This window comes from Lacisediminihabitans profunda (genome assembly GCF_008040105.1).
GTDB lineage: Bacteria > Actinomycetota > Actinomycetes > Actinomycetales > Microbacteriaceae > Lacisediminihabitans > Lacisediminihabitans profunda.
On record NZ_VRMG01000008.1, the window covers coordinates 18,359 to 40,959 of the forward strand.

At 69.5% G+C, this 22,601-nt stretch carries 31 protein-coding genes; 11 read left to right on the forward strand and 20 right to left on the reverse strand.

Features of this window, described 5'->3' with window-relative positions:
* Positions 1–75: 75 nt before the first annotated feature.
* The gene (locus tag FVP33_RS10965) at positions 76–570 is read left to right on the forward strand and encodes an EXPERA domain-containing protein (protein ID WP_222706699.1); all 495 of its coding nucleotides are present in this window, start codon (positions 76–78) and stop codon (positions 568–570) included.
* Positions 571–586: 16 nt separating this feature from the next.
* On the opposite strand, the gene FVP33_RS10970 is transcribed toward FVP33_RS10965, so the two are convergent.
* Both FVP33_RS10970 and FVP33_RS10975 read right to left on the reverse strand, forming a co-directional pair.
* Positions 587–1,378: a M23 family metallopeptidase gene (locus tag FVP33_RS10970; protein ID WP_187270677.1), complete on the reverse strand. Its 792-nt coding sequence runs from the start codon at positions 1,376–1,378 to the stop codon at positions 587–589.
* 258 nt (positions 1,379–1,636) lie between these two features.
* Positions 1,637–2,167: a DUF1697 domain-containing protein gene (locus FVP33_RS10975; RefSeq protein ID WP_147783715.1), complete on the reverse strand. Its 531-nt coding sequence runs from the start codon at positions 2,165–2,167 to the stop codon at positions 1,637–1,639.
* A 60-nt stretch (positions 2,168–2,227) separates the two neighbouring features.
* On the opposite strand from FVP33_RS10975, the gene FVP33_RS10980 reads away from it, so the two are divergent.
* Together FVP33_RS10980 and FVP33_RS10985 are read left to right on the forward strand one after the other, a co-directional pair.
* Complete coding sequence (locus FVP33_RS10980; protein WP_147783716.1) at positions 2,228–3,232, forward strand: aldo/keto reductase family protein; 1,005 nt, start codon at positions 2,228–2,230, stop codon at positions 3,230–3,232.
* Between the two features lie 123 nt (positions 3,233–3,355).
* Positions 3,356–3,916, forward strand: coding sequence for a YceI family protein (locus tag FVP33_RS10985; RefSeq protein WP_147783717.1), 561 nt, complete (start codon positions 3,356–3,358; stop codon positions 3,914–3,916).
* A gap of 85 nt (positions 3,917–4,001) precedes the next feature.
* Here FVP33_RS10985 and FVP33_RS10990 read toward each other — a convergent pair whose 3' ends face one another.
* A complete protein-coding gene (locus FVP33_RS10990) occupies positions 4,002–4,952 on the reverse strand; it encodes a cation diffusion facilitator family transporter (protein WP_147783718.1) in 951 nt (316 codons plus the stop codon).
* Positions 4,953–5,064: 112 nt separating this feature from the next.
* On the opposite strand from FVP33_RS10990, the gene FVP33_RS10995 reads away from it, so the two are divergent.
* Positions 5,065–5,808, forward strand: a complete 744-nt coding sequence (locus FVP33_RS10995; protein ID WP_246142299.1) for an ABC transporter permease — start codon at positions 5,065–5,067, stop codon at positions 5,806–5,808.
* 10 nt (positions 5,809–5,818) lie between these two features.
* Here FVP33_RS10995 and FVP33_RS11000 read toward each other — a convergent pair whose 3' ends face one another.
* On the reverse strand, positions 5,819–6,328 hold the full coding sequence (locus tag FVP33_RS11000) for a PaaI family thioesterase (protein ID WP_246142300.1): 510 nt from the start codon (positions 6,326–6,328) through the stop codon (positions 5,819–5,821).
* A 116-nt stretch (positions 6,329–6,444) separates the two neighbouring features.
* Between FVP33_RS11000 and FVP33_RS11005 the strand changes: the two genes are divergently transcribed.
* Positions 6,445–7,005, forward strand: a complete 561-nt coding sequence (locus FVP33_RS11005; RefSeq protein ID WP_147783720.1) for a TIGR03086 family metal-binding protein — start codon at positions 6,445–6,447, stop codon at positions 7,003–7,005.
* A 12-nt stretch (positions 7,006–7,017) separates the two neighbouring features.
* Here FVP33_RS11005 and FVP33_RS11010 read toward each other — a convergent pair whose 3' ends face one another.
* Entirely contained in the window at positions 7,018–7,995 is a 978-nt protein-coding gene (locus FVP33_RS11010; RefSeq protein ID WP_147783721.1) for an aldo/keto reductase, read from the reverse strand.
* Between the two features lie 61 nt (positions 7,996–8,056).
* On the opposite strand from FVP33_RS11010, the gene FVP33_RS11015 reads away from it, so the two are divergent.
* Entirely contained in the window at positions 8,057–8,638 is a 582-nt protein-coding gene (locus tag FVP33_RS11015) for a YdeI/OmpD-associated family protein (protein WP_147783722.1), read from the forward strand.
* Positions 8,639–9,114: 476 nt separating this feature from the next.
* On the opposite strand, the gene FVP33_RS11020 is transcribed toward FVP33_RS11015, so the two are convergent.
* Together FVP33_RS11020 and FVP33_RS11025 are read right to left on the reverse strand one after the other, a co-directional pair.
* A complete protein-coding gene (locus FVP33_RS11020; protein ID WP_147783723.1) occupies positions 9,115–9,609 on the reverse strand; it encodes a GNAT family N-acetyltransferase in 495 nt (164 codons plus the stop codon).
* 28 nt (positions 9,610–9,637) lie between these two features.
* A complete protein-coding gene (locus FVP33_RS11025) occupies positions 9,638–9,820 on the reverse strand; it encodes a PspC domain-containing protein (RefSeq protein WP_147783724.1) in 183 nt (60 codons plus the stop codon).
* An 82-nt stretch (positions 9,821–9,902) separates the two neighbouring features.
* On the opposite strand from FVP33_RS11025, the gene FVP33_RS11030 reads away from it, so the two are divergent.
* Positions 9,903–10,532, forward strand: a complete 630-nt coding sequence (locus FVP33_RS11030) for a DUF1345 domain-containing protein (protein WP_246142301.1) — start codon at positions 9,903–9,905, stop codon at positions 10,530–10,532.
* A 2-nt stretch (positions 10,533–10,534) separates the two neighbouring features.
* Here FVP33_RS11030 and FVP33_RS11035 read toward each other — a convergent pair whose 3' ends face one another.
* Genes FVP33_RS11035 through FVP33_RS19525 form a run of 3 tightly spaced genes read right to left on the reverse strand, consistent with a single transcriptional unit; the run spans position 10,535 to position 11,828 of the window.
* A complete protein-coding gene (locus tag FVP33_RS11035) occupies positions 10,535–11,374 on the reverse strand; it encodes a DUF3097 domain-containing protein (RefSeq protein WP_147783725.1) in 840 nt (279 codons plus the stop codon).
* Positions 11,371–11,640 carry a hypothetical protein gene (locus tag FVP33_RS11040; protein WP_147783726.1) on the reverse strand — a complete coding sequence of 90 codons (270 nt, stop codon included), beginning with the start codon at positions 11,638–11,640 and terminating at the stop codon, positions 11,371–11,373. The genes FVP33_RS11035 and FVP33_RS11040 overlap by 4 nt, the downstream gene beginning before the upstream one ends.
* A 14-nt stretch (positions 11,641–11,654) precedes the next feature.
* Complete coding sequence (locus FVP33_RS19525) at positions 11,655–11,828, reverse strand: hypothetical protein (protein ID WP_187270678.1); 174 nt, start codon at positions 11,826–11,828, stop codon at positions 11,655–11,657.
* A gap of 86 nt (positions 11,829–11,914) precedes the next feature.
* Between FVP33_RS19525 and FVP33_RS11045 the strand changes: the two genes are divergently transcribed.
* Positions 11,915–12,208 carry a GNAT family N-acetyltransferase gene (locus FVP33_RS11045; RefSeq protein ID WP_147783727.1) on the forward strand — a complete coding sequence of 98 codons (294 nt, stop codon included), beginning with the start codon at positions 11,915–11,917 and terminating at the stop codon, positions 12,206–12,208.
* 52 nt (positions 12,209–12,260) lie between these two features.
* On the opposite strand, the gene FVP33_RS11050 is transcribed toward FVP33_RS11045, so the two are convergent.
* From FVP33_RS11050 to FVP33_RS11075, 6 genes are all read right to left on the reverse strand, one after another.
* Positions 12,261–12,641, reverse strand: a complete 381-nt coding sequence (locus tag FVP33_RS11050) for a VOC family protein (protein WP_147783728.1) — start codon at positions 12,639–12,641, stop codon at positions 12,261–12,263.
* A gap of 173 nt (positions 12,642–12,814) precedes the next feature.
* Positions 12,815–13,417, reverse strand: a complete 603-nt coding sequence (locus tag FVP33_RS11055; protein ID WP_246142302.1) for a TetR-like C-terminal domain-containing protein — start codon at positions 13,415–13,417, stop codon at positions 12,815–12,817.
* Positions 13,410–14,270 carry an alpha/beta fold hydrolase gene (locus FVP33_RS11060; protein ID WP_147783729.1) on the reverse strand — a complete coding sequence of 287 codons (861 nt, stop codon included), beginning with the start codon at positions 14,268–14,270 and terminating at the stop codon, positions 13,410–13,412. Before FVP33_RS11060 ends, FVP33_RS11055 begins: the two co-directional genes overlap by 8 nt.
* Positions 14,271–14,320: 50 nt before the next feature.
* The gene (locus FVP33_RS11065) at positions 14,321–14,608 is read right to left on the reverse strand and encodes a hypothetical protein (RefSeq protein WP_147783730.1); all 288 of its coding nucleotides are present in this window, start codon (positions 14,606–14,608) and stop codon (positions 14,321–14,323) included.
* Complete coding sequence (locus FVP33_RS11070) at positions 14,605–15,330, reverse strand: hypothetical protein (protein WP_147783731.1); 726 nt, start codon at positions 15,328–15,330, stop codon at positions 14,605–14,607. Before FVP33_RS11070 ends, FVP33_RS11065 begins: the two co-directional genes overlap by 4 nt.
* Before the next feature lie 113 nt (positions 15,331–15,443).
* Positions 15,444–16,943: a DUF7059 domain-containing protein gene (locus FVP33_RS11075; protein ID WP_246142303.1), complete on the reverse strand. Its 1,500-nt coding sequence runs from the start codon at positions 16,941–16,943 to the stop codon at positions 15,444–15,446.
* 246 nt (positions 16,944–17,189) lie between these two features.
* Between FVP33_RS11075 and FVP33_RS11080 the strand changes: the two genes are divergently transcribed.
* Together FVP33_RS11080 and FVP33_RS11085 are read left to right on the forward strand one after the other, a co-directional pair.
* The gene (locus FVP33_RS11080; RefSeq protein WP_187270680.1) at positions 17,190–17,684 is read left to right on the forward strand and encodes an FBP domain-containing protein; all 495 of its coding nucleotides are present in this window, start codon (positions 17,190–17,192) and stop codon (positions 17,682–17,684) included.
* 414 nt (positions 17,685–18,098) lie between these two features.
* Entirely contained in the window at positions 18,099–18,596 is a 498-nt protein-coding gene (locus tag FVP33_RS11085) for a metallophosphoesterase family protein (RefSeq protein WP_147783733.1), read from the forward strand.
* 10 nt (positions 18,597–18,606) lie between these two features.
* Here the strand turns inward: FVP33_RS11085 and FVP33_RS11090 are convergent, their stop codons facing one another.
* The 4 genes from FVP33_RS11090 to FVP33_RS11105 all read right to left on the reverse strand — a co-directional run bounded on the left by FVP33_RS11090 (position 18,607) and on the right by FVP33_RS11105 (position 21,466).
* Positions 18,607–19,002 (reverse strand): DUF3054 domain-containing protein, encoded by a 396-nt coding sequence (locus FVP33_RS11090; RefSeq protein WP_147783734.1) that lies wholly within the window; start codon positions 19,000–19,002, stop codon positions 18,607–18,609.
* 97 nt (positions 19,003–19,099) lie between these two features.
* Positions 19,100–19,753: a response regulator transcription factor gene (locus FVP33_RS11095; RefSeq protein WP_246142304.1), complete on the reverse strand. Its 654-nt coding sequence runs from the start codon at positions 19,751–19,753 to the stop codon at positions 19,100–19,102.
* Positions 19,750–20,934 carry a sensor histidine kinase gene (locus FVP33_RS11100; protein ID WP_147783736.1) on the reverse strand — a complete coding sequence of 395 codons (1,185 nt, stop codon included), beginning with the start codon at positions 20,932–20,934 and terminating at the stop codon, positions 19,750–19,752. The genes FVP33_RS11095 and FVP33_RS11100 overlap by 4 nt, the downstream gene beginning before the upstream one ends.
* Positions 20,935–20,941: 7 nt before the next feature.
* Positions 20,942–21,466: a hypothetical protein gene (locus tag FVP33_RS11105; protein WP_147783737.1), complete on the reverse strand. Its 525-nt coding sequence runs from the start codon at positions 21,464–21,466 to the stop codon at positions 20,942–20,944.
* A gap of 156 nt (positions 21,467–21,622) precedes the next feature.
* Here FVP33_RS11105 and FVP33_RS11110 point away from each other — a divergent pair, with 156 nt between their 5' ends.
* A complete protein-coding gene (locus FVP33_RS11110) occupies positions 21,623–22,513 on the forward strand; it encodes a helix-turn-helix transcriptional regulator (RefSeq protein WP_147783738.1) in 891 nt (296 codons plus the stop codon).
* The last annotated feature ends 88 nt before the right edge of the window (positions 22,514–22,601 follow it).

Genomic DNA, 22,601 nt, shown 5'->3' on the forward strand with positions numbered 1-22,601 from the left:
TATCCTGCGATGCTGGGAGCCGAATCAGCGCTCCCGGCCCTATGCCCGGCCGCCCCGCTGGGCCACTATGGGCGTGTGCCCAATCTCCCGCTCCGTCAACGCCCGGTGGACATCTTCTTCATCGTGATCTTCCTCGCCTTCGCCGTCACCTCGGTGATCAGCGACCTCCTGCCCACGGTGAGCGTCGAGTTCTCCGCCACCTCCGGCAACCCGCTGGTGCAGGGCAACTACTGGTACGCCCACGACGCCGATCCGCTCTTCATGAACCCGCCGGTGTGGATGAGGCTCGTCACGGGACTGTCGGCCTTCGTCTACGGGCCCTTCTATCTCGTGCTCGCCTACGCCCTCCTCCGCGGGCGCAACTGGATCCAGCTACCCGCCGTCATCTACGCGACCATGATCTCGGTGCTCACCGGCGTCATCGTGTTCGGCGTGGAGTTCTTCGGCGAGCCGCAGTACCAGACCCACAATCCGGTCAAGTTCCTGGCCTTCAACCTGCCATACGTCGTGATCCCGCTGATTCTGCTCGCCCGGATGCGCAGGCCGGACCCGTTCACCCGAAAGTTCTGAACGGGCCGCCCGGCGATCAGCCCAGGTGCGCTCGCATCCAGGCGATCGGGTCGACCGGGGTCGTTCCGCCCTGGCGGATCTCGAAGTGCAGGTGCGCGCCGGTGCTCGCGCCGGTGCTGCCCACGAGTCCGATGGGCTCGCCGACGTGCACGATGTCGCCGACCTTGAGGTGCATGGAGCCGGTCTGCATGTGGCCGTAGGCGCTCACGATGGTCTGCCCGTCGATGACGTGCTCGATCGCGACGTGCACGCCGAGGGCGGCGTATCCGGGATTGTTGGTCTCCACGACGACGCCGGCGGCGATCGCGTGCACGGTGGCCCCGTAGCCCGGATCGAAGTCGACTCCCTCGTGCAGGCTCGAACAGCCCGCGCAGGGAGAGACCCGCGGACCGAAGCCGTCGCTGATCGGGGTTCCTGCCCCCACCGGCCACTGTAGCGGCGGCGGAACGGTCACCGAGTAGCTGTCGGTGCGCTCGACGACGGGCGAGGGAAGCGACTCGGATGCCGCGAACTGCTGGAGAACGGGGGCCACGTAGGCGGGTGGTGCCGTCGCCTGTGCGTAGGCGGGAACCGCCACGGCTCCCACGAGCAACGCGGCGAATCCCGCAGCGACGACTGCCACGTTCCGACGGAGCAGCCGAACCGTGCGCACGTGGCGGAGGTTGCGCACCGATCGCCCGTTGAGGGCGGGCAGCGACGGTGTCGCCGGCGCCACCGGCTCGGTCACATACGGACGAACGCGGGCGGCGATCGGCTCCGTTATCGGGTGCGGGGCACGCACGGACGCACGGGAGGAATGTTTGGGCAAGCGGGGTTCTTCCGGATCGCTGCGGCACGCGGGAAGCGGGCGCACACTCGGGCAAACGCACGACTTCGAGCGCAGATGGATGGCTTCCCGACACGGGCGGGAGCCTGGCCGACGGGGTCCCATCGCTGGCGGAATATTCGCACCAGACGGGGTTCGTTCGTGTCGGCCTTGTTTTTCCAGCCTCAGGGACGAACCTCCGTAAACCCTGTGAAGGAGGAGAGGCTTCTTCACATCGGCCCGGAAAGGACTACTGTGCGGTCACTCGCCGAGCAGGTCGAGCAGCTTGCTGACGGTGTTCCAGTTCCGGGCGGTCACCGGGGCGTCGAACTGCTTCCAGAACGACTTCGGCACCCGGGTCTGCTGGCTTCCGTTCGGCATCCACTGGTAGATCGCCCGCTCCCCCACGGCCAGCAGCTCCGGGGCGATGGCCGCCGCCTCCGGCACGTCGAGCCGGTCGGGCATCGAACCCGCGAACGTCACGAAGGACTTCGATCCGTCGGTCGCGACGGCAAGCAGCGGGTTGGCACCGGCGATCTCGGCGAACTCCCCGCCGGCGAGGAGCAGCACGCTCGACTGGACGCCGGTCGAGGAGCGCACGGCGGCCTCGATGGATCGTGCGGCGTGCGCCCCGAGCGGGACGGACGACGAGAAGACGACGTTGCCGCTGCGCAGAACGGTCCTGACGTCCGAGAAGCCGAGACCGGCGAACACCTCGGCGAGGTCGGCCATCGAAATCGCCTTCGCCGTGCCCACGTTGATGCCGCGGAGGAGCGCCACGTAACGAACCATTCACCGAATGCTACCCGGGACCGCACCCGAGGATCAGGCCGTTCGGCGTAACGTTGGGGCATGGATTTCAGATATCTCGGCAACAGCGGCCTCAAGGTCTCGGAGCTCACCTACGGCAACTGGCTCACCCACGGGTCGCAGGTGGAGAACGACACGGCCATCGAGTGCGTGAAGGCGGCCCTCGAGGTGGGCATCACCAGCTTCGACACGGCGGATGCCTACGCCAATACCGTCGCCGAGAAGGTGCTCGGCAAGGCCCTCAAGGGCGAGCGGCGCGAGTCGCTGGAGATCTTCACCAAGGTGTACTGGCCCACCGGCCCCAAGGGACATAACGACAGCGGACTGTCGCGCAAGCACATCCTCGAGTCGATCGACGGCTCGTTGCAGCGGCTCAAGACCGATTACGTCGACCTCTACCAGGCCCATCGCTACGATGTGGAGACCCCGCTCGAGGAGACCATGCAGGCCTTCGCCGACGTCGTGCGGCAGGGCAAGGCCCTCTACATCGGGGTCTCGGAGTGGAACGCCGACCAACTGCGGGCCGGCCACGCCCTCGCGCGGGAACTCGGCATCCAGCTCATCTCCAACCAGCCGCAGTACTCGATGCTGTGGCGAGTGATCGAGGCGGATGTCGTGCCGGCAGCCCAGGAACTCGGCATCTCCCAGATCGTGTGGTCCCCGGTGGCCCAGGGCGCCCTCTCCGGCAAGTACCTGCCGGGGGCGCCCCTGCCGAAGGGCACGCGCGCCACCGACAAGAAGGGCGGCGCCGACACCATCAAGCGCTTCCTGGCGGATGACGTGCTCACCGCCGTGCAGGAGCTCCGCCCGGTGGCCGAGGAGGCCGGCCTCGACCTCGCCCAGCTGGCGATCGCCTGGGTGCTGCAGAATCCGAACGTGGCCTCGGCCATCATCGGGGCCTCGAGGCCTCAGCAGGTCGTGTCCAATGTCAAGGCGGCCGGCGTCACGCTCTCCCCGGACGCGCTGGGCCGCATCGAGTCGGTGATCGGTCATCTCGCCGAGCGTGACCCGTCGCGCACGGTGTCCCCCGAGACCCGCCCGTCCTGAATCTGATCGTGTGGCGGGGGCGATCTGTACCCCTTCACGCCGATCGGGGGACAATTCGAAAAGAATTGTGACACGTCACCAAAATTCGGAATACTCCCAGGGCCCATGCGCTTGCATAGGACTATGACCAATCTCATTGACACTCATCCCTCGTACGTCGTCGGCACCTGGGCCATCGACCCCACCCACTCCACCCTGACCTTCAGCGTCAAGCACCTCGCGATCAGCAAGGTCCGCGGCTCCTTCGAAAAGTTCGACGTGACCGTCGTCACCGCCGAGGACCCCACCGCCACGACCGTGGAGGCCGTCATCGACGTCGCCTCGGTGAACACCGGACAGAAGGACCGCGACGCGCACCTGCGCACGAGCGACTTCTTCCAGGTCGACGAGTTCCCCACGGCCACCTTCACCTCCTCGAGCATCGCCATCACCGGCGACGACTTCACGATCAACGGCAGCCTGACGCTGCGCGGCGTCACCAAGCCGGTCACCATCACCGGTGAATTCGGCGGCATCGTCACCGACGGCTACGGCCAGACCAAGGCCGGCATCACGGCGTCGGCCAAGATCAACCGCCACGACTTCGGCGTGAGCTGGAACGCGGCCCTCGAGGCCGGCGGACTCACCCTCGGCGACGACATCAGCCTCACCCTCGAGCTCCAGCTCGTGCTGCAGGCCGCCTAAGCGCCTCCCGATTCACGGGCCCTCGCGGGAGATCGCGGGGGCCCATCGTCATTAACGCCGGCCGTATGCTGCGACAGGCAGGTTCCTAGCGGTGCTGCTCGACCTCGTGCTCGGCGTGCTCGGCCGGCTCGAGCTGGAAGGTGGAGTGGGCAACGTCGAAGTGCTCCTTGAGGCACTCGCTGAGCGCGTCGAGGAGCCGGTCGGTGCGGTTCTCGCTGAAGATGTACGGCTCGACCACAACGTGGGCGGAGAACACGTTCGCCCCGGGAGTGATCGACCACACGTGCACGTCGTGCACCGAGACCACGCCCTCCTTGGAGAGCACGTGCTCACGGATGAGGTCCACATCCGTGCCGCGGGGAGTGCCCTGGCTGAGCACCCGCAGCACGTCTCGCATGAGCATGATGGCCCTCGGCAGGATGAGAGCAGCGATGGCAAGCGAGGCGATCGCATCGGCGAGTTCGAAACCGGTGAAGAGGATCACCACGGCCGCAATGACCACCGCGATCGATCCGACGAGGTCGCCGAGCACCTCGAGGTAGGCCGCACGCATGTTGATCGAGCTCGCCGCTCCGCCGCGAAGCACGAGCAGGGCCGCGGTGTTCGCGATGGCGCCCACCACGGCCACGGTGAGCATGAGCGGGGCCTGGACGGCGCCGGCTGACGCACCGGTGAGACGGCCGATCGCCTCGATGAGCACGAACGCGACGACCACGAGCAGGATCGCGGCGTTGAGGAACGCGGCGAACACCTCCGCCCGGCGGTGGCCGAAGGTGCGCTTGTCGGTGGCAGGGCGGGCGGCCATGAGGGTGGCGATGAGCGCCACGACCAGCCCGGTGAGGTCGGAGAGCATATGGCCGGCGTCGGCGAACAGCGCGAGCGACCCCGACACGAGCGCGCCGACCAACTCGATGACGAGCACGGCCGAGACGATCCCGATCGCGATGCCGAGGCGACGGCGGTTGCCAAGCCCGGTCACCGGATCGACGCCGTGGGAGTGCGCGTGCCCCCCATCGTGACCGCCCGCAGCATCCATGGTTCCCACTCTAGGAAGCCCGAAGCGGGTATTCCACCAATCCGGCTAGTCGGGAATGACCACCGTTCTCAGTAGCGATCCGCCCGGTCGGCCGACAGAGGACAATGGCACAGTGAACTTCGTACCCACCGCGATCGCCGTCGGCGTGCTCATCGCCATCGCGACCGGACTTCTTCTGGCACGAGGCATCCCGCGACCCTGGGGGCCGATCTGGGCGATCGCGCGCGCCGCCCTTCAACTCGGCCTGCTCACCCTGATCCTGGGCGGCATCATCTCCGACGAGCGCTGGGTGGCCGTGGCCCTGGTGGTGATGTTCGGAGCCGCCGTCTACACCGTGTCCCGCCGGGTCGCCCGGTCGCGCGTCGAGGTCGCGATCGTCGCCGGATCACTCGCCGTGGGCCTCGCGGTGCCGCTGATCACCGTGTTCGTCTCGGGCGCTATCGAGTTCTCCGGCCGCTACCTGCTCGCGGTCGGCGGGATCATCATCGGCGGCACGATGAGCGTCGCGACTCTCGCAGGGCGGCACTTCCGGGAGGCGCTCCTGAGTCGCCAGGACGAGGTCGAGGGCTGGTTGGCTCTCGGCGCGACACCACGGCAGTCGGTGCGTGATCTCGCGACCCGTGCAGTGTTCGGCGCGCTCATCCCCACCACCGACCAGACCCGCACCACCGGCCTCGTCGCCTTGCCCGGGTCGTTCGTCGGCGCGATCTTCGGCGGGGCATCCGTGCTGCAGGCCGGGGTGTTCCAGCTCGTGGTTCTCACGAGCATCCTCGCCTCGGGGGTCATCACATCGATGCTCCTCACCACCGGATTCAGCGGCGCCGTCGGGCTTCTGGGCGTGCGCCTCAGCGATTAGTGCCGAGCGACTAGACCCGAAAGACCAGCAGGGTGCTGGACGCCGTGGCGATGAGCTTGCCGTTCGCGTCGTGCACCGTGCCCTCGGCGAAGGCCGCCCGCGTGCCCGGCTTGGTGACGATCCCGACCGCCGTGAGTTGCCCGGTGTCGGCCATCACGGGCCGCAGGTAGCTCACCTTGATCTCGAGGGACGTGTAGCCCTGTCCCTGGGGCAGAGTCGTCTGCACCGCGCAGCCGAGCACCGAGTCCAGCAGCGTGCACACCAGCCCGCCATGCACCGTTCCGATGGGGTTGTAGTGCGATTCGTCCGGATCGCAGGTGAAGGTCACCCTGCCGACCTCGGCGGCGACGGGCCGCATCCTCATCAGGTGCACGATCGGGGGCGCCGGGATCGCCTCGTCGATGAGGGCTTGGATGTACTCGAGGCCCGACATCGTCTTGGCCAGTTCCGCGCCGATCAGCGGGTCCTCCCAGGTGACGGTCCTCGATCGATCGGTGAGTTCGTTCTCGTCGGTAGTCACAGCGATCCTTTCCGCGCTCCAGCCTAGGTGCGGCCCGTTCCCAGAGCACCGTGACGGAATGCGCCGCCCCCCGCCGCACGTTGGACGAGGCAGGACAACACGATCGGAGCTCGACCATGACGGAGCACAGCGACTGGCTGAACCTGCAGAAGCAGGCACACCGGGAGTTCGCCACGCGACTCGACGGGGTCACCGACTGGGACGCCCCCACCCCGGACACCGAGTGGAACGTGCGGGATCTCGTGCGCCACGTCGTGGAGGATCAACAGTGGGTGCCGCACCTGCTCGCGGGCCGCACCGTCGAGCAGGCGAGGCGTGTGCTGCAGCCCCTCGGCGACGACCTCAGGGCCGAGTGGCGCCTGTACTCGCTTGCGGCCACGGCGGCGTGGCAGGAGGCGTCACCCTCGACTCTGGTGCGGCTGTCGCGAGACAAGGTTTCCGTCACCGACTACCTGCGCGAGCAGGTGGGCGACGTGACCATCCACTCGTGGGACCTCGCCCGAGCGGTCGGCGCGTCCGAGGAGTTGGATGCCGCACTCGTCGAGGCGGTGTGGACCCTCTTCGAGCCTCAGCGCGACACCCTGGCCGCGAGCGGGCTCTACGCCCCGCCCGTGCCGCTGCCCGAGGACGCGCCGCTGCAGTCCAGGCTGCTCGCGATGACCGGCCGCACCCCCTAAAAGCCGGCGATGCTAGAAGCCGGCGATGGCGTGCGGGATGTAGGCCGCCTCGAGCTCGGCGACCTCCTCGGAATCGAGGTGGAGTTCGAGCGCGGCCACGGCATCCTCCAGGTGCGAGAGCTTGGTCGCCCCCACGATCGGCGACGTGACCGCCTCGCGCCCCGCCACCCACGCGAGCGCCACCTGGGCCCGCGGAACACCGCGCCGCTGGGCGACCGAGGCCACGGCATCCGCCACCCTGCGGTCGGATTCCTCCGCCTGCCGGTAGAGGGTCGCGCCGAACTCGTCGGTCTGCGACCTCGCGGTCGACGCATCCCAGTCGCGCGTGAGCCTGCCGCGGGCGAGCGGGCTCCACGGCAGCACCCCGATGCCCTGATCGAGGCAGAACGGGTGCATCTCGCGCTCCTCCTCGCGGTTGATGAGGTTGTAGTGGTCCTGCATCGACACGAAGCGCGTCCAGCCGCCCAGGTCTGCCGCATGCTGCGCCTGGGCGAACTGCCAGGCGAACATGGACGAGGCCCCGATGTACCGGGCCTTGCCCGCCTTCACGACATCGTGCAGCGCCTCCATCGTCTCCTCGATCGGCACCGTCGGGTCCCAACGGTGGATCTGGTAGAGATCGACGTAGTCGGTGCCGAGACGGCTGAGGCTCGCGTCGATCTGCTCCATGATGTGCACCCGGGAGAGCCCGCGGCCGTTGGGGCCGGGGCGCATGGTTCCGTTTACCTTCGTGGCGATCACGACCTCCTCGCGCCGCGAGAATTCGCCGAGGGCACGACCCAGGATCTCCTCGCTCGAGCCGAGCGAATACACGTTGGCCGTGTCGAAGGTGGTGATGCCGAGTTCGAGGGCGCGCCGGATGAACGGTCGGCTCTGTTCCTCGGTGAGGGTCCAGTCGTGGCTTCCGCGCTGCGGATCGCCGTAGCTCATGCAGCCGAGGGTGATCGACGATACTTCGAGTCCGCTGCTGCCCAGTTTCTTGTAGTCCATGCCTCAAGTCTGCCCCTCCTGCCGCCAGGCTGTGTCGCCGGCTGCTCGTACGATGGGGGCCATGGTTGCCAACCACGAGAAGCCGGTGCTGCACTTCGCCACGGCCGACGAATGGCGCGACTGGCTTGCGGAGCATTACACCGAGCCGGGCGGGGTGCGGCTGATGCTGCGCAAGACGAGTTCTACGCTCCCCGGAATCGGCGTTGAGCAGGCCCTCGACGAGGCACTCTGTTTCGGCTGGATCGACGGCCAGCGGGCGGCTTTCGACGAGCACTACTTCCTCCAGGCCTACAGTCCGCGTCGCGCGCGCAGCCCCTGGTCGCAGATCAACCGCGACCATGTGGCGCGGTTGACCGCCGACGGCCGGATGCGCCCATCCGGCCTCGCCGAGGTGGATCGGGCCAAGGCCGACGGCCGTTGGGATGCCGCCTACCGCCAGAAGACCGCGGAGGTCCCTCCCGACCTGCGGGCGGCCCTCGATGCGAACCCGCCCGCTGCCGCGCTCTACGCGACGCTCTCGAGCCAGAACCGGTTCGCCATCCTCTTCCGGGTCGCCTCGGTCACCCGGCCGTCCACGCGCGCCGCGAAGATCGACACGTTCGTAGCGATGCTCGCCCGCGGCGAGACCATCTACCCGCAGTAGCGCGCACCTGTTCGCGTCGCACGCGCACTCCGTTGGGCGCCGCGCGTTCCGGGCGCACCGCGTTGGGCACCGCGCCCACCTAATTGGGCGCCGCGGTCCCGCGCGCACCCCGTTGTGCGTCGCGGTCCCGCGCGCACCCCGTTGTGCGTCGAGCGTCGAGCGTCGAGCGCCGCGCGTCGCAGGCGCACACCGCCGCGCGTCCCGGGCCGCACCCCGCTTCGGCGTCGCGCCCACCCCCACGGCACGTCGAGTGGGCAATAGTGGCGGAAAGACTCGCGGTTTGGGTGCACTTTTGCCCACTCACCGGGGCAGGAACCCAAAGAGCACCGCGGCAGGAACCCGGAAGAGGTGGCCGGCGGGGAAGCCCGAAGGAGTGGCGAAGGAGCGGCGGAATCGCGCAGAGTAACCCGCACGACCGGCATGAAGCCCCGGCAGCGCGGCGCGAAGACCGGTCTCCAGGGCACGGTCAGGAGCGGTCAGAGGCCCGCGGCCAGCAGCGCCACCCGTACGGCGCCGCCCTTGGTGTCCTGCTCGCCCACGCGCTCGAACCCCAGTCGCGCATGGAAGGCAAGAGACCCGGGGTTCGGCGGGAGCACGTTCACCTCGCAGGTCACCTCCGCGCGACCCTCGGTGCGGGCGAGGGTGAAGACGGCGTCGTAGAGCATCCGCCCGATGCCGGACCCTCGGGCGGCCTCGCTCACGACGATTCGGTCGACGTAGAGGAAGTCGGTCCCCCGGCCCTCGAAGAAGCGGAAATTCTCGCTCGGGTAGTCGGCGCCGGGCCGCATTCCGATCACAAACCCCAGCACTGTCGACTCGTCCGCCCCGTCGACAGCGACGCTGGCGAATCCGGCGAGCCTCAGCAACTCGGCCATCTCGTCGATCGACGTGATCGGCACGGCCGGATGGGCAGCGTCGTTGAGGAGCACGACCTGGGCGAGGTCCTGGGCGGTGAGGTCGCGAAGAAGCATGCACCAAGTCTGCCCGTTCCCGAGCGCGTCAGTCGCCCTCGGGAACCAGGATCCAGAGCGCGATGTAGATGAGGAACTGGGGTCCGGGGAGGAGACAGGAGATCACGAAGACCCAGCGCACGAGGGCGGGACTCCAGCCGTAGCGCCTCGCGATGCCGGCGCAGACTCCCGCGATGATTCGTCCCTGTCGTGGTCTCGTGAGTTCAGCCATGCTGCAAGCATTCCACGGGGAGCGTCGGCGCGTTATCGGGCTAACCCCCGAAATCATCACCGGCGGGTGGTCTAATCGGCTCATGCGACACCGTCACACCACCCTTCGTCTCATGGTCATGCTCCTCGTCGGGGTGATCGCCGCGATCATCACCGGCGCCTTCGGCGAGTGGGTCTATGCACCGACCGTCGGCTGGGCGGCCGCCACCCTCGTCTACTCCACCTGGGTCTGGGGCTCGATCGCCCGCCAGGATGCGTCCCAGACCGCGACGCATGCGAGCCGCGAGGAGCCCAACCGCGCGATCGCCGATCTGCTCGTGCTGATTCTGAGCATCGCGAGCCTGTTCGCGGTGGTGGTCGTGCTCGCGAACGCGGCGAACGTGGCCGGCGCCGGCAAGGCCCTGCTGGCGACCCTCGCCCTCGTGAGCGTCGCGCTGTCCTGGATCCTGCTGCACACGCTCTACACGCTGCGCTACGCCCGCCTGTATTACACCTCGGGAAAGGGCATCGACTTCAATCAGTCCGATCCGCCGCAGTACACCGACTTCGCCTACCTGTCGTTCACGCTCGGCATGACCTACCAGGTGTCTGACACCAACATCACCAATCACGCGATCCGCGCCACGGCGCTGCGGCACTCGCTGCTCTCGTTCCTGTTCGGCTCGGTGATTCTGGCGTCCACGATCAACCTGGTGGTCAACCTGACGCACTGACGTCAGGCCGGGGCCGTCACAAAGTCGATGAGCTGCTCCACCCGGCCGAGCACGACCGGCTCAAGGTCGGCGTAGCTGCGCACCCGCCCGAGGATCCGTTGCCAGGCCCGCGCGATGTCCTCCTGGTCGTCGTGGGGCCAGCCGAGGGACTCGCAGATGCCGTGCTTCCACTCGATGCTCCTCGGTACCTCGGGCCAGCGCTCCATGCCGAGTCGTTGCGGCTTCACCGACTGCCAGATGTCGACGAAGGGATGCCCGACCACGAGCACGTTCGCTCGGTGCGGCCCACGCGCCACGGCATCCGCGATGCGCGACTCCTTGGAGCCCGGCACGAGGTGGTCGACGAGCACCCCCACGCGGCGTCCGGGTCCCGGAGCGAAGTCGTTCACGATGGCGGCCAGGTCGTCCACGCCCTCGAGGTACTCCACCACCACTCCCTCGACCCTCAGGTCGGCACCCCACACCTTCTCCACGAGCTCGGCGTCGTGGCGCCCCTCCACGAAAATGCGACTGGGCAGCGCGACCCTCGCCCGCGCTCCATCGACCGCGAAGGATCCGGAGGCGGTTCTGGCGGTGCCCTTCGGGGCGGCCGTCGGCGCGGTCAGCACCACCGGCTCACCCTCGAGGAGGAATCCACCTCCGAGCGGAAAGAGACGCACGCCGCCGCGGTAGTCCTCGAGGTGCACCAGCTTGCCTTCGACGCGCAGAACGGCGCCGCAGAATCCGCTGTCGGCCCACTCGATCACGAGGTCGCGTTCGGCCGGGATCTCACGGATGACCTTGCGTCTCGCTCCACGCCAGTCGCCGGCGAGAACGTCTTCCCCGTACTGTTCGAAGGTCACGCGCCGTCGACCGTCGGGGCGAGTTCGAGGTACTTCTCGTGCACCTGGGCCGTCGCGAATGGACCGTCACCCTGAGCGTTCGACTGCGGCTCGTCGAACTGCACCCACCACATCCGTCCGCCTCCGGCCCGACCCCAGACACCGGCGAGTGCCGAGCCGCCGGAGCGCACGATGATGCCGCCGGGCTCGAACGGCCACGGGGAGGGGTCGGTGGGCGACGCATCCCGGAGGTGCACCTGGGCGCCGATCCCGAAGTCACCAGCCACGGCGTGACTCGCGCTCAGCCGTCGATGCGCTTGAGCACGTGAACCGGGACCGCCAGCGCCAGCGCCACCGAGACGACGCCGCCGAAGAAGACGAGGCCGTGGTTGATGCCCGGCTCGAACGCGTACCCGAAGAGCAGTAGGCCGCCGACGAACAGCGCGAGGGCGATGACAAAGGCGACGATCTTCACGGGGGTCCTCCAACGGTCCGGCTGCTGTGCTCCCATCCTACGGAATGGATCGCCGACCTTCCGCAGGGACGCTGCATGATGGAAGCATGAAAACGATCGAGGATGTCGGCGGACGCTACGAACTGGCGATCGATGGGGCGGCCGTCGCGGTGAGCACCTATCGCGACGTCGGCCAACGCCGAGTCTTTCTGCACACCGAGGTCGACCCGGACCATGCCGGCCAGGGGCTCGCCACGGAGCTCATCGAGTGGGCGCTCGGCGACGTGCGCGAGAAGGGACTGCGCATCGTCGCCAGATGCCCGATGGTGGCCGGGTACCTCACCAAGCACCACCAGTTCGACGACCTCGTCGACAGTCCCCAGGGCGTCGACGGGCCGTAGCCGGCGGGTGGCCCTCGCGGGCCCCCTCGGCTCGCGGCCGGGCATCCGCTCCTCAGGACTCGGAGAGCACCGAGAGCACGTTGCCGGCCGGGTCCAGGAACCAGGCGATGTCCGGGCCGTTGCCGCGCAGGATCCCCTTCGAGTCGACGGGCAGCGTGTCGCTCGGATAGATGTCCGTCTTCACGCCGCGTGAGTTGAGGTCGTCGACGGCGGATTCCACGTCGTCGACGGTGAAGTTGAGGATCGTGAAGCTGGCCGGCTCGTGGTTCGGCTTGGAGTACACGAGCACCGTCGCGCCGCTCTCGAGGTGGAGGTTGAGGAAGCCCATGTCATTGATCGACACGCGCATCCCGAGCGTCTCGCCGTAGAACCGTCGTGCGGCCTCGATGTCGTCGACCGAGAACCCGCTGAATGCACCGCTGCTGGTGAACATGGTCGTGCTCCTTCCATTGTGGGTCAGTGAACGCGTTCCGGGTCTCTCCGGCCGAAGATGCCGGTGGGCATGGGCGCGCCTCCCTGGGTTGGCGGCGCCGCCTCCGACGACGACGCTCGCTTCCAGCTTCGCAACAATGGCTGCCCGACGCAAAGATCGATGTCCTCGGGGCCTCACCGGCGGTCTGAGTCCTGCAGGCTGAGCCGTTCGATGCCCACGGTCACCGCGTCGACGAGCAGCCCGAAACTGCGGTCGAGGTCCTGGGGAAGCCCGAAGCCGCCGCCGATCTCGAGCACTACGAATCCGTGGACGGCCGAGCGGAGCACCCGGATGACGTCGATCGTCGCCTCGGGGGGAAGGTCGAATCCGCGCAGGACCGAGGCGATGACGACGAGCGTCTCGGCGCTCGCGGCGACGAGTCCCGCATCCAAGGGGTCGTCGGGGCGTGCGGCGACCTGCGTCGCCGCATAGCGACCCGGGTGCCGGCGCGCGAACTCGCGGAGGGCATCCGCCATCGCCCGCACCGCGTCCCGCCCGGCCCGGCCCGTGGTGGCGGTGGAGATCGCCCTGGTGAGATCGTTCACCGACACAATGGCGATCTCCCGCCGCAGGTCGGCGAGCGACGACACGTGCTTGTAGAGGCTCGGCACGGCGATCCCGACCCGGCCGGCGACGGCGGCGAGCGTCAGGTCGCCGAACCCGGCCGGCCCGCCGGCATCGACGAGGTCGAGGGCCGCAGCGACGATCGCGGCCCGGTTGAGCCTGGCCCTAGGCACGAGCGGCCCACTCGCCCGTCGTCGCGCCACGAAGGGTGTCCAGGAATTCGAGCGTGCCCGGCACCGTGATCTCCGGACGCTGGGCGTGCGGGTAGTGGCCGGCATCTTCCACGAGCCGGGACTGGCCGCCGAGGCTCGTTATCCACTCGCTCTCGGCCGCGGGGCTCGGGTAGTCGGGGTCGAGCGCGCCCACGAAGGCGAGCATCGGCGCCGTCACCTCGCCGAGTCGCCGCTCCACCACCGAGTGGTCGAGCTGGAGGGCGAGTTCGCGGAAGGAACGAAGCCGCCCGGGCTCCGCCAGCATCGAGCGGATCGCCGCAACCTGCTGCTCGAGCCACGGTGCGCGGGTGCCCTTGTTGAGCGACCGGTAGAAGCGCGCCCAGAAGGCGCCTCCCCACGGCCGGGCCAGGGCGAGGCGGTAGAGTCCCCGCGTCGCGGCCCGAGCTAAGGACGAGCTGGGCGCCTCGCGGAGCAGCGGTCCGTAGAACACGAGCCCGGCGATCGCCCGCGGGTCTTCGGCGGCGGCCCAGGCCGCAGAGGCCGCCCCCATGGAGTTGCCGAGCACCACGGCCGGGCCGCCGAGCTCGGCGACGAGGGCGAGCAGATCCTGGCCGGTGGCGATGTCGCCGTGGGTGTGGAAGGTCGTGTCGCTCGAGCCGTGGCCGCGGAGGTCCATCACGGCAACCCGGTAGCCGGCGGAGATCAGTGGGGCGACGAGCTCCCGGTACGACGACCGGAGGTCACCCATGCCGGGGATCGCGATCACGAGCGGGCCGGAGCCCTCGACGGTGTACGAGACGCGGCCCTCGGGGCGGGCCAGGTAGCGGACGTTCTGGGAAATGAAAGTATCCATAGCTATAAAGCTAATGGTATTAGCCAATGGGCGCAAGACCCCATTTTCCCCTAGTGATCATCGCCCTGGCGCGAGGCGGTGTCCCCGTTCGCGAGGTCGTCCTCGGACTGCCTCTGGGCGCTCGCGGCCTGGTCGAGGTCGGCCTGGACGGCGCCGAGGTCGTCGGTCGCGGACGGCCCCGGCCCGGACGACGCGGAACCGGTCGACGCGGGCCCGGTCGCATCCGTGGAGGGGACGGATGCCGGGCCGTCGGCCGTCGGGCGGCCCGCGCATCCGGAGAGCACGACCACGAGGCCGAACGCCGCGATCGCCGATCGCACGCGGGCCGCCGGCATCACTTGAGCGCCGCCATGATGCTCTTCGCGTCCGCCCGGGCGAGCTTCGCCGCCGCGTGGGCCGACGCGATCGACGCCCGGATCGGTGCCATCACGGCGTGGTTCGCGTTGTAGTCAGAGGGGGTCACCGCGAGCGCCCTGGCGGCCGTACCGTCGGCTGCCGCCGTCGCCGCCGCGATCTGCGTCGTCATGTCGGCGAGCTTCGCCTGGAGTTCCGGCGTCGACTTCGACGCATACTTGCCGGCGAGGGCCGCGGCGAGCTTCGACTCGGCGGCGGTCAGACGCGGGATCACCGTGTCGGTGAGGGCGTCCGCCGCCGCCGCGAAGTGCGCCTGGGGCAACGCGACGGCGTAGACCCGGTAGCCGGTGAAGATCGACGCGTAGTCGGTGCGAGCGGTCGCCGCATCCGTGTCTGCCGCGATCTTGGCCGCGAGCGACTTCATCGCGGCGAGATCGGCGTTGAGAGTACCGAGAATCGTCGACCGCTCGGCGTCGCTGAGTGCCCTGTTGGCCGTGACCCTGGGGATGGCGGAATTCAACGAGGCGATTCTGGCGCTCGTCTTCGCGGCGGCCGAGGCCTGGATGGCGGAGAGTCTCGCCGGGGCGGCGGCGGCTGAATCGCCCGCCACCGAGTCAGTCGGCGACGCCATTGCCGGCACGGCGCCGGCCGCGAGCGCGGCGATGGTGAGGGTGCTGACGAGGGCGGTTCGGAAGATCGGTCTCATGGTGCTCGCTCCAACTCGTGCGGTTCATTTCCGTCGAACGACTCGACTCCCTCACTCTGCGGCGCGAATGTTCGGACGCAGTGGGCCGAATGTTCGAGGAAGGTAAAGGCCGCTCAGACTGCGAGAAATCCCGTCACGACGAGTTCGCGCACCACCGGGAGCAACTGACTCAGCAGTGCCGTCTCGTCCACCTCGAGCAATTGCGCGATCGCCGCGGTGATGGCGCGGACGCTGAGCTCTCCGTCGCAGGCACCCACGAGTGCCGCGAGCGCGGTGTCGAGGGGCACGGAGCGCCCGAAACCGCCGCCCTGCCGAAGCGTCATGACGGTGGGGTCCTGGCTTCCCGGCCAGTAGTGGCGTTCCTCCGTCACGTCGCCGGCCACCGTGAGGCAGGCGCGCCCCAGATCGTCGTCGGTGAGTGCGGACTGCCAGTCGTGCGCGGCCAGGCTCGCCGCGAGGTGCGGCCCGAGTCCGGAGCCGATGGGTCCGCCCAGCCGCTCGAGACGCCTCAGCGTGCGCTTGTCGACCGGGCGGCGCAGCGTGAGATAGCCGAATCCGACGCTCGTCACTCCCCGCGCCTCGAAGTCATCGAGCCAGGCACCGTACAGCCGGTCGAACTCGGGACCCGGGCGCGTGCCGCCGTCGCGGATCCAGGTCTCGGCGTACAGCGCGGCATCCTGCACCTCGCGTTCGACGACCCACGCGTCGAGGCCCGTCGCGTCGACCCACGCGCCCACCCGCTCGAGGCCGTCGTCGCCGCCGCGGTATTCCCAGTTGCCGAGAAGCTGCGCGACTCCGCCGGGCTGCAGACGATCGGCGGCACCGGCGATCACCGACGCGACGAGCGCATCCCCGACGAGGCCGCCGTCCCGGTATTCGTAGGCGGGCACCCCGGCCACCCGGGGGGTGATCACGAACGGCGGGTTCGACAGGATGTGGCCGAACCGCTCGTCGGCCACGGGGTCGAAGAGGCTGCCGAGCCGGAACTCGATGTTCGGGATGCCGTTGAGCGCAGCGTTGAACCCCGCGATCCGGATCGCCCGGGCCGAGATATCGGTCGCGATCACGCGCAGGGCGTGGCGCGCGGCGTGCATCGCCTGGATGCCGCACCCGGTGCCCAGGTCCAGCGCGTTCTCCACCCGAGTTCCGATCATGATGCCGCTGAGGGTCGTGGATGCTCCCCCTACGCCGAGCACGTGGTCCTCGCGCAATGGGCCGACGATCGACAGCTCGCCGAGGTCGCTGGCGATCCACCAGCTGACCACGCCGAGAGAGTCGACGAAACTGTATGGCCGCAGGTCGAGCAGCGCAACGACAGAGTCGCCGTCGGGTCTGACCAGGTCGAGGGCGACCGCGCCATCCACTCCGAGGGTGGGCAGGGCGGCACCGGCACGCTCGGCCTCGACGGGCAGCCCGAGCACGAAGAGCGAGGCGAGGGTCGCGAGCGCCTCGTCGCCGGGCGCCGGCTTGAGCAGCGCGCGCATCGCCGGCACCCGCTGGCCGCGGTGCAGTGCCGCTGCCGCGGCTTCGCCCCACAGCGCGTCCATCGCATCGACGGTGAATCGGGCGCGCTCGAGGTCGGCGCGGAGGAGGGCAATCTGCTCGGTGGTCACCCTGCAATTCAACTGCACCGCGCCCACCGCCCCCACCGCGCCCACCGCGCCCACCGCGCCCACCGCGCCCACCGCGATTGTGCCCCTTTGTCGGGAGTGTGACCGGGCGAGCGGGATCACTCGCGACAAACGGGCACAATCGCCGGATGGGCGAACCAGCCGGCGGCGGGCGGATGTGACCGGGCCGAGGGCGAGGCGATCGGCGCGCGAGTACGCTGGAAGCACCACCGGCCCGTCGAGGAGATCGTGAAACCGCTCAACGAATCCGACATCCGTTCCAGCATTGTCAACGCCTCTCGGGGCGAGATCGAGCGGATGCCGCTGCCGGGCCTGCACGAGGTGCTCTGGGGCGAGCGGGAATACCTCGGCTGGCGCGACCACCAGGCTCCGTTGCGGGGCTACCTCGTGCACTGGATCGATGACCGACCGGTGGGGATCATGCTCCGGGCCGCCAGCGGCAGCATGCGCCCGGGAATTTCGGCGATGTGCTCGCTCTGCCGCACCCCGCAGCCGTCGGGCCAGGTGACGCTCTTCTCGGCGGCGAGGGCTGGCCAGGCCGGGCGTGACGGCAACACGATCGGCACCTATATCTGCGCCGACCTCGCCTGCTCGCTCATCATCCGCATCCTGCCGCCGGCGTCACCGGGGCAGCCGGACCCGACCGAGGTCGTGGCCAGGCGAGCCGAAGGGCTTCTCAACCGGGTGCGCTCGTTCACCGCCGACGTGATGAAGCCGGCCTAGCCCGCCGCGTGCGCGTTCGGGCCGGCCGTTCGCGTCTTAGCCGTTCGGCTTGTTCGCGGCCTTCGTCTTCTTGTCGGCGCGCTTCTCCTTGAGGGACTTCGACGCCGCCGTCTTCGCGGTGGACTTCTTCGGTGACTTATCGGCCATGGTGAGCTCCCTCGCGGCAGGGGCCCGTGCGGCTCCCTATCTGCCTGAGAATACGCGCTTTGGCCGGGGCACGCACGCCGTGCCACCGTCGGGCGTTGTACGACGCCGCCAATTCCGAGACCATGGAGTCGACCCGATTCCGTTCGACGGCAGAGGGAGAGAGCCGATGCTGCTCACCACGCCCCGACCAGACGGAGCGCCGGTCTGGCGCGATCTGCCGAGCACCGACGGCGCTGCATCCGTGCAGTTCGCCTGACCGGCAGACCGATGTCCACGCGGCTGCTCCTGATCTCCGACACCCACCTTCCGGCGCGGGCGCGGGCGCTTCCCGACGTCGTCTGGCGGGCCGTGGACGCGGCGGATGTCGTGGTCCACGCGGGAGACTGGGTGGACGTGCGCCTGCTCGACGAGCTCGAGGACCGGGCGAAGAGGCTGGTCGGGGTGTGGGGAAACAACGACGGTCCGGCACTTCGCGACCGGCTGCCGGAGATCGCCCGCGTCACCCTCGACGGCGTCCGGCTGGCGGTGGTGCACGAGACCGGCGCCGCGGCGGGCCGCGAGGGACGCATGGACTCGGCCTTCCCGCACACCGACCTGCTCGTGTTCGGACACAGCCACATCCCGTGGGACACGACGACTCCCGGCGGGCTGCGCCTGCTCAATCCGGGCTCGCCGACCGACCCTCGGCGGCAACCCGCGCACACCTTCATGACGGCCGTGCTGGCTGCCGGGGAGCTGCGCGAGGTGGACCTGGTGCGGCTGTGACCCGCGTCCGTCAGGCGGCCGGGGTGTTCTCCCGCGCACGACGACGCAGCACGATCACGGCGATCCAGCGCCAGCCGAGAAGGAATGCCCCGAGCACGATGGTGGCCACGACGACGAAACTCGTCTGCACGCCCTGACCGCTGAGCACCCGCAGGAGCATGCCCACGACCACCGTGGACACCCAGATTCCCACCCCGATCCAGGCGATCGACAGCGGATCACGCCACGCGCGGGTCGCGATCCAGCCCACCGCGAGGCCAGCCACGAAGGGCCAGAGGGTGTTGAGTGTGCCCAGCAGGTTCTCGTTGTGGCTCGCTCTGCCGATCAGCACGAAGACAGTCACGAGCACGACGTCGATCGCCCCGAACAGAGTGAGGGACGCCAGGCCGGGTCTCGTGCGGATCATCTACCAAGCCTATGCCGCGTGCCCACCGTGGAGAACTAGGGGCCTCAGGAAGGTTCGAGAGGTCGGGCTCGATCAACTCGGCCTGAGAACCACGCGCTCAGGAGCGCGCGGCGGCGATCGCCTGCGCGCGGTCCCTCACGGCGAGCTTGGCGAAGATCGAGTTGATGTGGGTCTTCACGGTGGCGATGCTGACGAAGAGTCGAGCCGCGATCTCCGAGTTGCTGAGTCCCTCGGCGACGAGGGCCAGCACCTCCGCCTCCCGTCGCGTGAGGGCAGCGAATCGTTCCTGCAGGGCCGCGGGCGACAGGCGACCGGCCTCGCCGCCGGACAGCCCCCCGATCACGCGGTCGCCGACCTCGCGCGAGAACGTCGATTGCCCGTGGGCGACGGCCCGGATCGCGGCCGCGAGTTCGGCCCTCCCGACGTCCTTGCTGAGATAGCCGCGGGCCCCAGCCCGCAGCGCGCCGGCGATGGACTCGTCGTCGGCATAGGTCGTCAGCACGAGTACCGCCGACTCGGGGCGTTGCGCGAGGATGCGCGCCGTCGCGGTTGTGCCGTCGAGCACGGGCATCCGCAGGTCCATCAGGATCACGTCCGGGGCGAGTTCGGCAGCGAGGCGCACCGCCTGCTCGCCGTCTGCCGCCTCCCCCGCCACCTCCATGTCCGGCAGCAGGGAGAGAACGGTGACGAGGCCGTCGCGCACGATGGCCTGGTCGTCGACGACGAGCACCCGGATGAGGTCGGCGCTCACGAGCGGAGCACGAGCGCCCTGACGACGAAGTCGCCGTCGCACTCCCCCGCCGTGACGCTTCCCGACCGCACGGCGTCGAACCGCTCAATCATGCCCTCGAGCCCGTGATGGCCGCCGGGCTGCGGATCGGCCGAGCCGCGGTCCACCGGGCGGACCATCGGGTTGGAGACCACGAGGGACACCGAGTCCGGCGTCCACTCGAGCGTCGCCGCGACGGGTTGACCCGGGGCGTGCTTGCGGGCGTTCGTCAGCGATTCCTGCATGGCCCGCACGAGGGCCTGTGCCTCGTCGGCGGGCAGCGGCCGTTCGGCGCCGGAGCTGGTGAAGTCGATCCGACCGCCGAGGGCGCGATGCGCCTCGGCGAGGTCGCCGAGGTCACGGACGATGGATGCCCCGTCCACTGCTTCGCCCGGCCGATCGTCGCGCAGCGCGTCGACCGCACGGCGCGCCTCTGACAGTCCGCTCGCCGCGAGCGCCCGCGCGTCCCGCACGCGGGTGAAGGCCGCTCCGGCCTCCCCGGCCTCGAGCAACGCCTCGACGGCATCCAACTGGATCACGAGACCGCCGAGGCTGTGAGCGAGCACGTCGTGGATTTCCCTCGCCACTCGCTGACGCTCGGCGAGCGCGGCGCCGTGGGCCTGTTCCTCCTGGATCGCGACGCGCTCCTCGAGGAGGGCACGGGACTGCGCCTCCGCCGTCCGGAACTGCCGGCGGCTGATCCCCGCGAGTGCAGCCACGAGCACGCCGCCCTCCATGGCGACGAGGCCGAGCAGCGGAATGGGGAACACCAGCGCAGCGACGGCCAGGCACGCCGCTGCCGTCAGCCCGCCCACGGCACCGTGCCAGATCGGTCGGCGCGGTTCGGCGAACAGTCGGAGCACCGCCACCGTCGCCGGGACTATTGCGAGGCCGTTGGTGGGCACCGCCGCAATCGACCCACCGACGACCATCGTTCCGAGAAGCACGGAGAGGGGGGCCCGGTACCGGCCCGGCAGAACGGCAGCGGCGGCCCAGGCGAGCAGCGACGCGGCCGCCGGGACTGCGACCAGGACGGGAACGGAGTGCAGGAAGTCCAGCGCGAGGTAGTAGGCGACGACGATGACCCCGAGGAGGTTGAGCGAACGGCTCAACCAGGTCGGGGTCGCATCGGCGATGGCGCCTGCCGCCTTCTCGATGGTCATCTCCCCATCATCGCGCCCCGGCGGGCACGGGTGCCACAGTCGCGAGCCGGGACACCCGCAAACCGATGACCGCGGTGCGAGCGACGCGGTTGGCGGCGACCATGACGAAGATGACTCCGGTGGACGCTGCGAGGTGGGAGCCGAGGGCGCCGGCCCAGACGTCGATGCCGACCCGCACCCCGATGAAGACGAACCACAGGGCGAGTCCGACCCATCCCGTGCGGCTCTCGAATCGAGGCGCGTCCGGGGCACCGTCGCCGGACGAGAGCGGACGGATGGTGGCGAGAGCACCCATCGCCGCCCCGACCCCGAGGGAGACGACCAGTTCGAGAGAGAGAAGCGCGGCGTCTACCGCTGTCACCGACGATGCGCCGTGCGAGCCGGAAAGGGCGAAGAGCCCGATCGCGGCAAAGACGATCGGCAACCGCCACATCCTCCCGACCAGAATGGGCCGCCAGGTCAGTTGGCGGATGCCGATCCATCCGACCAGAATGAGGATCAGGGCGGCGTTGGCGAGGGTCTGGAGAGTCATGGGCCTGGATTTCCTTCGGTGAATGTGATGGACACTCCCAGCCTCGCGAACCGTCCAGCCGGAGGACACCGCCCTGGGGTGGAGAACGGGTGGAGATTTGCCCGCCCGGCCTCCGACACGCCGAACGAGCCCTTCGCCACTGCGTAGTCTTGACCCATGGAATCTGGCAACCGCCTCGGCGAATACCTGCGCGCGAGGCGTGAAATCCTGACTCCAGAGGATGCCGGACTCCCCCAGACGAATCGTCGCCGGGTGCAGGGCCTGCGGCGCGACGAGGCCGCCTCTCTCGCCGGCATCAGCACCGAGTACTACCTGCAGCTCGAGCAGGGCGACGACGCGCACCCGTCGGAGCAGGTGCTCCGCGGCCTGGCCAGGGCGCTCCAACTCGACGAGCACGCCACCGCGCACCTGCACCGCCTCGCCCACCCGGGAAGTGGTCGCCGACGAGCCGCTCCGGAGGGAGAACGCGCGTCGACGAGCATGCAGAACCTCATCGCGTCCTGGACGGACCAGGCCGCCTTCGTGCAGGGCCGCCTCATGGACGTGCTCGCCGCCAACCCCCTCGCGATGGCCCTCTCGCCCATCTACACCCCCGGTGTCAACGGGCTGCGCGCCGCCTTCCTCGATCCGACCATGCGCGAATTCAACCGGGACTGGGACGACATGGTCGCCCGAACCGTGGCCGGACTTCGCGCGCTCGTCGGCCCGGACGTCGACGACCCGGACCTCACCCAGCTCGTCGGCGAGCTGTCCGTGCGCAGCGCCGACTTTCGCCGGCTCTGGGCGAGACAGGACATGCGGCCCAAGGCCAGCGGCGTCACGCTGCTGCAGCATCCGATCGTCGGGCCCCTCGACCTGCAGTACGAGAAGCTCGCGATCGCGGGCACGGAGGGGCAGACCCTGGTGATCTTCCACGCCGAGTCCGGGTCGGAATCCGCCGGCGCGCTGCGCCGCCTCGCGGAAACGGTCCCCGCGACACCGGCGCAGGAGGACGAGCGCCAGTTGACTCCACCGGTCTCGATCGACTCGAAGCGGCGACAGTTGTGAGCCGGGGGCGACCCTGGCGGAGCTCGAAGGCGCGCGCGGCCTCTCGCTTCTAGGCCCGCACGGACGTGGCGGCGAGTTCCTCGACGAG

What these genes read in the sequence shown, in the direction of transcription:
- FVP33_RS11050 (WP_147783728.1), bottom strand. Translation starts at nt 12,641, where the DNA reads ATGTTCACCAGCAGCGGTGCATTCAGCGGGTTCTCGGTCGACGACATC.
- FVP33_RS11110 (WP_147783738.1), top strand. Translation starts at nt 21,623, where the DNA reads ATGGAATCTGGCAACCGCCTCGGCGAATACCTGCGCGCGAGGCGTGAA.
- FVP33_RS11005 (WP_147783720.1), top strand. Translation starts at nt 6,445, where the DNA reads ATGACGGAGCACAGCGACTGGCTGAACCTGCAGAAGCAGGCACACCGG.
- FVP33_RS11030 (WP_246142301.1), top strand. Translation starts at nt 9,903, where the DNA reads ATGCGACACCGTCACACCACCCTTCGTCTCATGGTCATGCTCCTCGTC.
- FVP33_RS11015 (WP_147783722.1), top strand. Translation starts at nt 8,057, where the DNA reads ATGGTTGCCAACCACGAGAAGCCGGTGCTGCACTTCGCCACGGCCGAC.
- FVP33_RS11085 (WP_147783733.1), top strand. Translation starts at nt 18,099, where the DNA reads ATGTCCACGCGGCTGCTCCTGATCTCCGACACCCACCTTCCGGCGCGG.
- FVP33_RS11070 (WP_147783731.1), bottom strand. Translation starts at nt 15,330, where the DNA reads ATGAGACCGATCTTCCGAACCGCCCTCGTCAGCACCCTCACCATCGCC.
- FVP33_RS10985 (WP_147783717.1), top strand. Translation starts at nt 3,356, where the DNA reads ATGACCAATCTCATTGACACTCATCCCTCGTACGTCGTCGGCACCTGG.
- FVP33_RS10980 (WP_147783716.1), top strand. Translation starts at nt 2,228, where the DNA reads ATGGATTTCAGATATCTCGGCAACAGCGGCCTCAAGGTCTCGGAGCTC.
- FVP33_RS11090 (WP_147783734.1), bottom strand. Translation starts at nt 19,002, where the DNA reads ATGATCCGCACGAGACCCGGCCTGGCGTCCCTCACTCTGTTCGGGGCG.
- FVP33_RS10975 (WP_147783715.1), bottom strand. Translation starts at nt 2,167, where the DNA reads ATGGTTCGTTACGTGGCGCTCCTCCGCGGCATCAACGTGGGCACGGCG.
- FVP33_RS11020 (WP_147783723.1), bottom strand. Translation starts at nt 9,609, where the DNA reads ATGCTTCTTCGCGACCTCACCGCCCAGGACCTCGCCCAGGTCGTGCTC.
- FVP33_RS10990 (WP_147783718.1), bottom strand. Translation starts at nt 4,952, where the DNA reads ATGGATGCTGCGGGCGGTCACGATGGGGGGCACGCGCACTCCCACGGC.
- FVP33_RS11010 (WP_147783721.1), bottom strand. Translation starts at nt 7,995, where the DNA reads ATGGACTACAAGAAACTGGGCAGCAGCGGACTCGAAGTATCGTCGATC.
- FVP33_RS11060 (WP_147783729.1), bottom strand. Translation starts at nt 14,270, where the DNA reads ATGGATACTTTCATTTCCCAGAACGTCCGCTACCTGGCCCGCCCCGAG.
- FVP33_RS11025 (WP_147783724.1), bottom strand. Translation starts at nt 9,820, where the DNA reads ATGGCTGAACTCACGAGACCACGACAGGGACGAATCATCGCGGGAGTC.
- FVP33_RS11105 (WP_147783737.1), bottom strand. Translation starts at nt 21,466, where the DNA reads ATGACTCTCCAGACCCTCGCCAACGCCGCCCTGATCCTCATTCTGGTC.
- FVP33_RS11100 (WP_147783736.1), bottom strand. Translation starts at nt 20,934, where the DNA reads ATGACCATCGAGAAGGCGGCAGGCGCCATCGCCGATGCGACCCCGACC.
- FVP33_RS11045 (WP_147783727.1), top strand. Translation starts at nt 11,915, where the DNA reads ATGAAAACGATCGAGGATGTCGGCGGACGCTACGAACTGGCGATCGAT.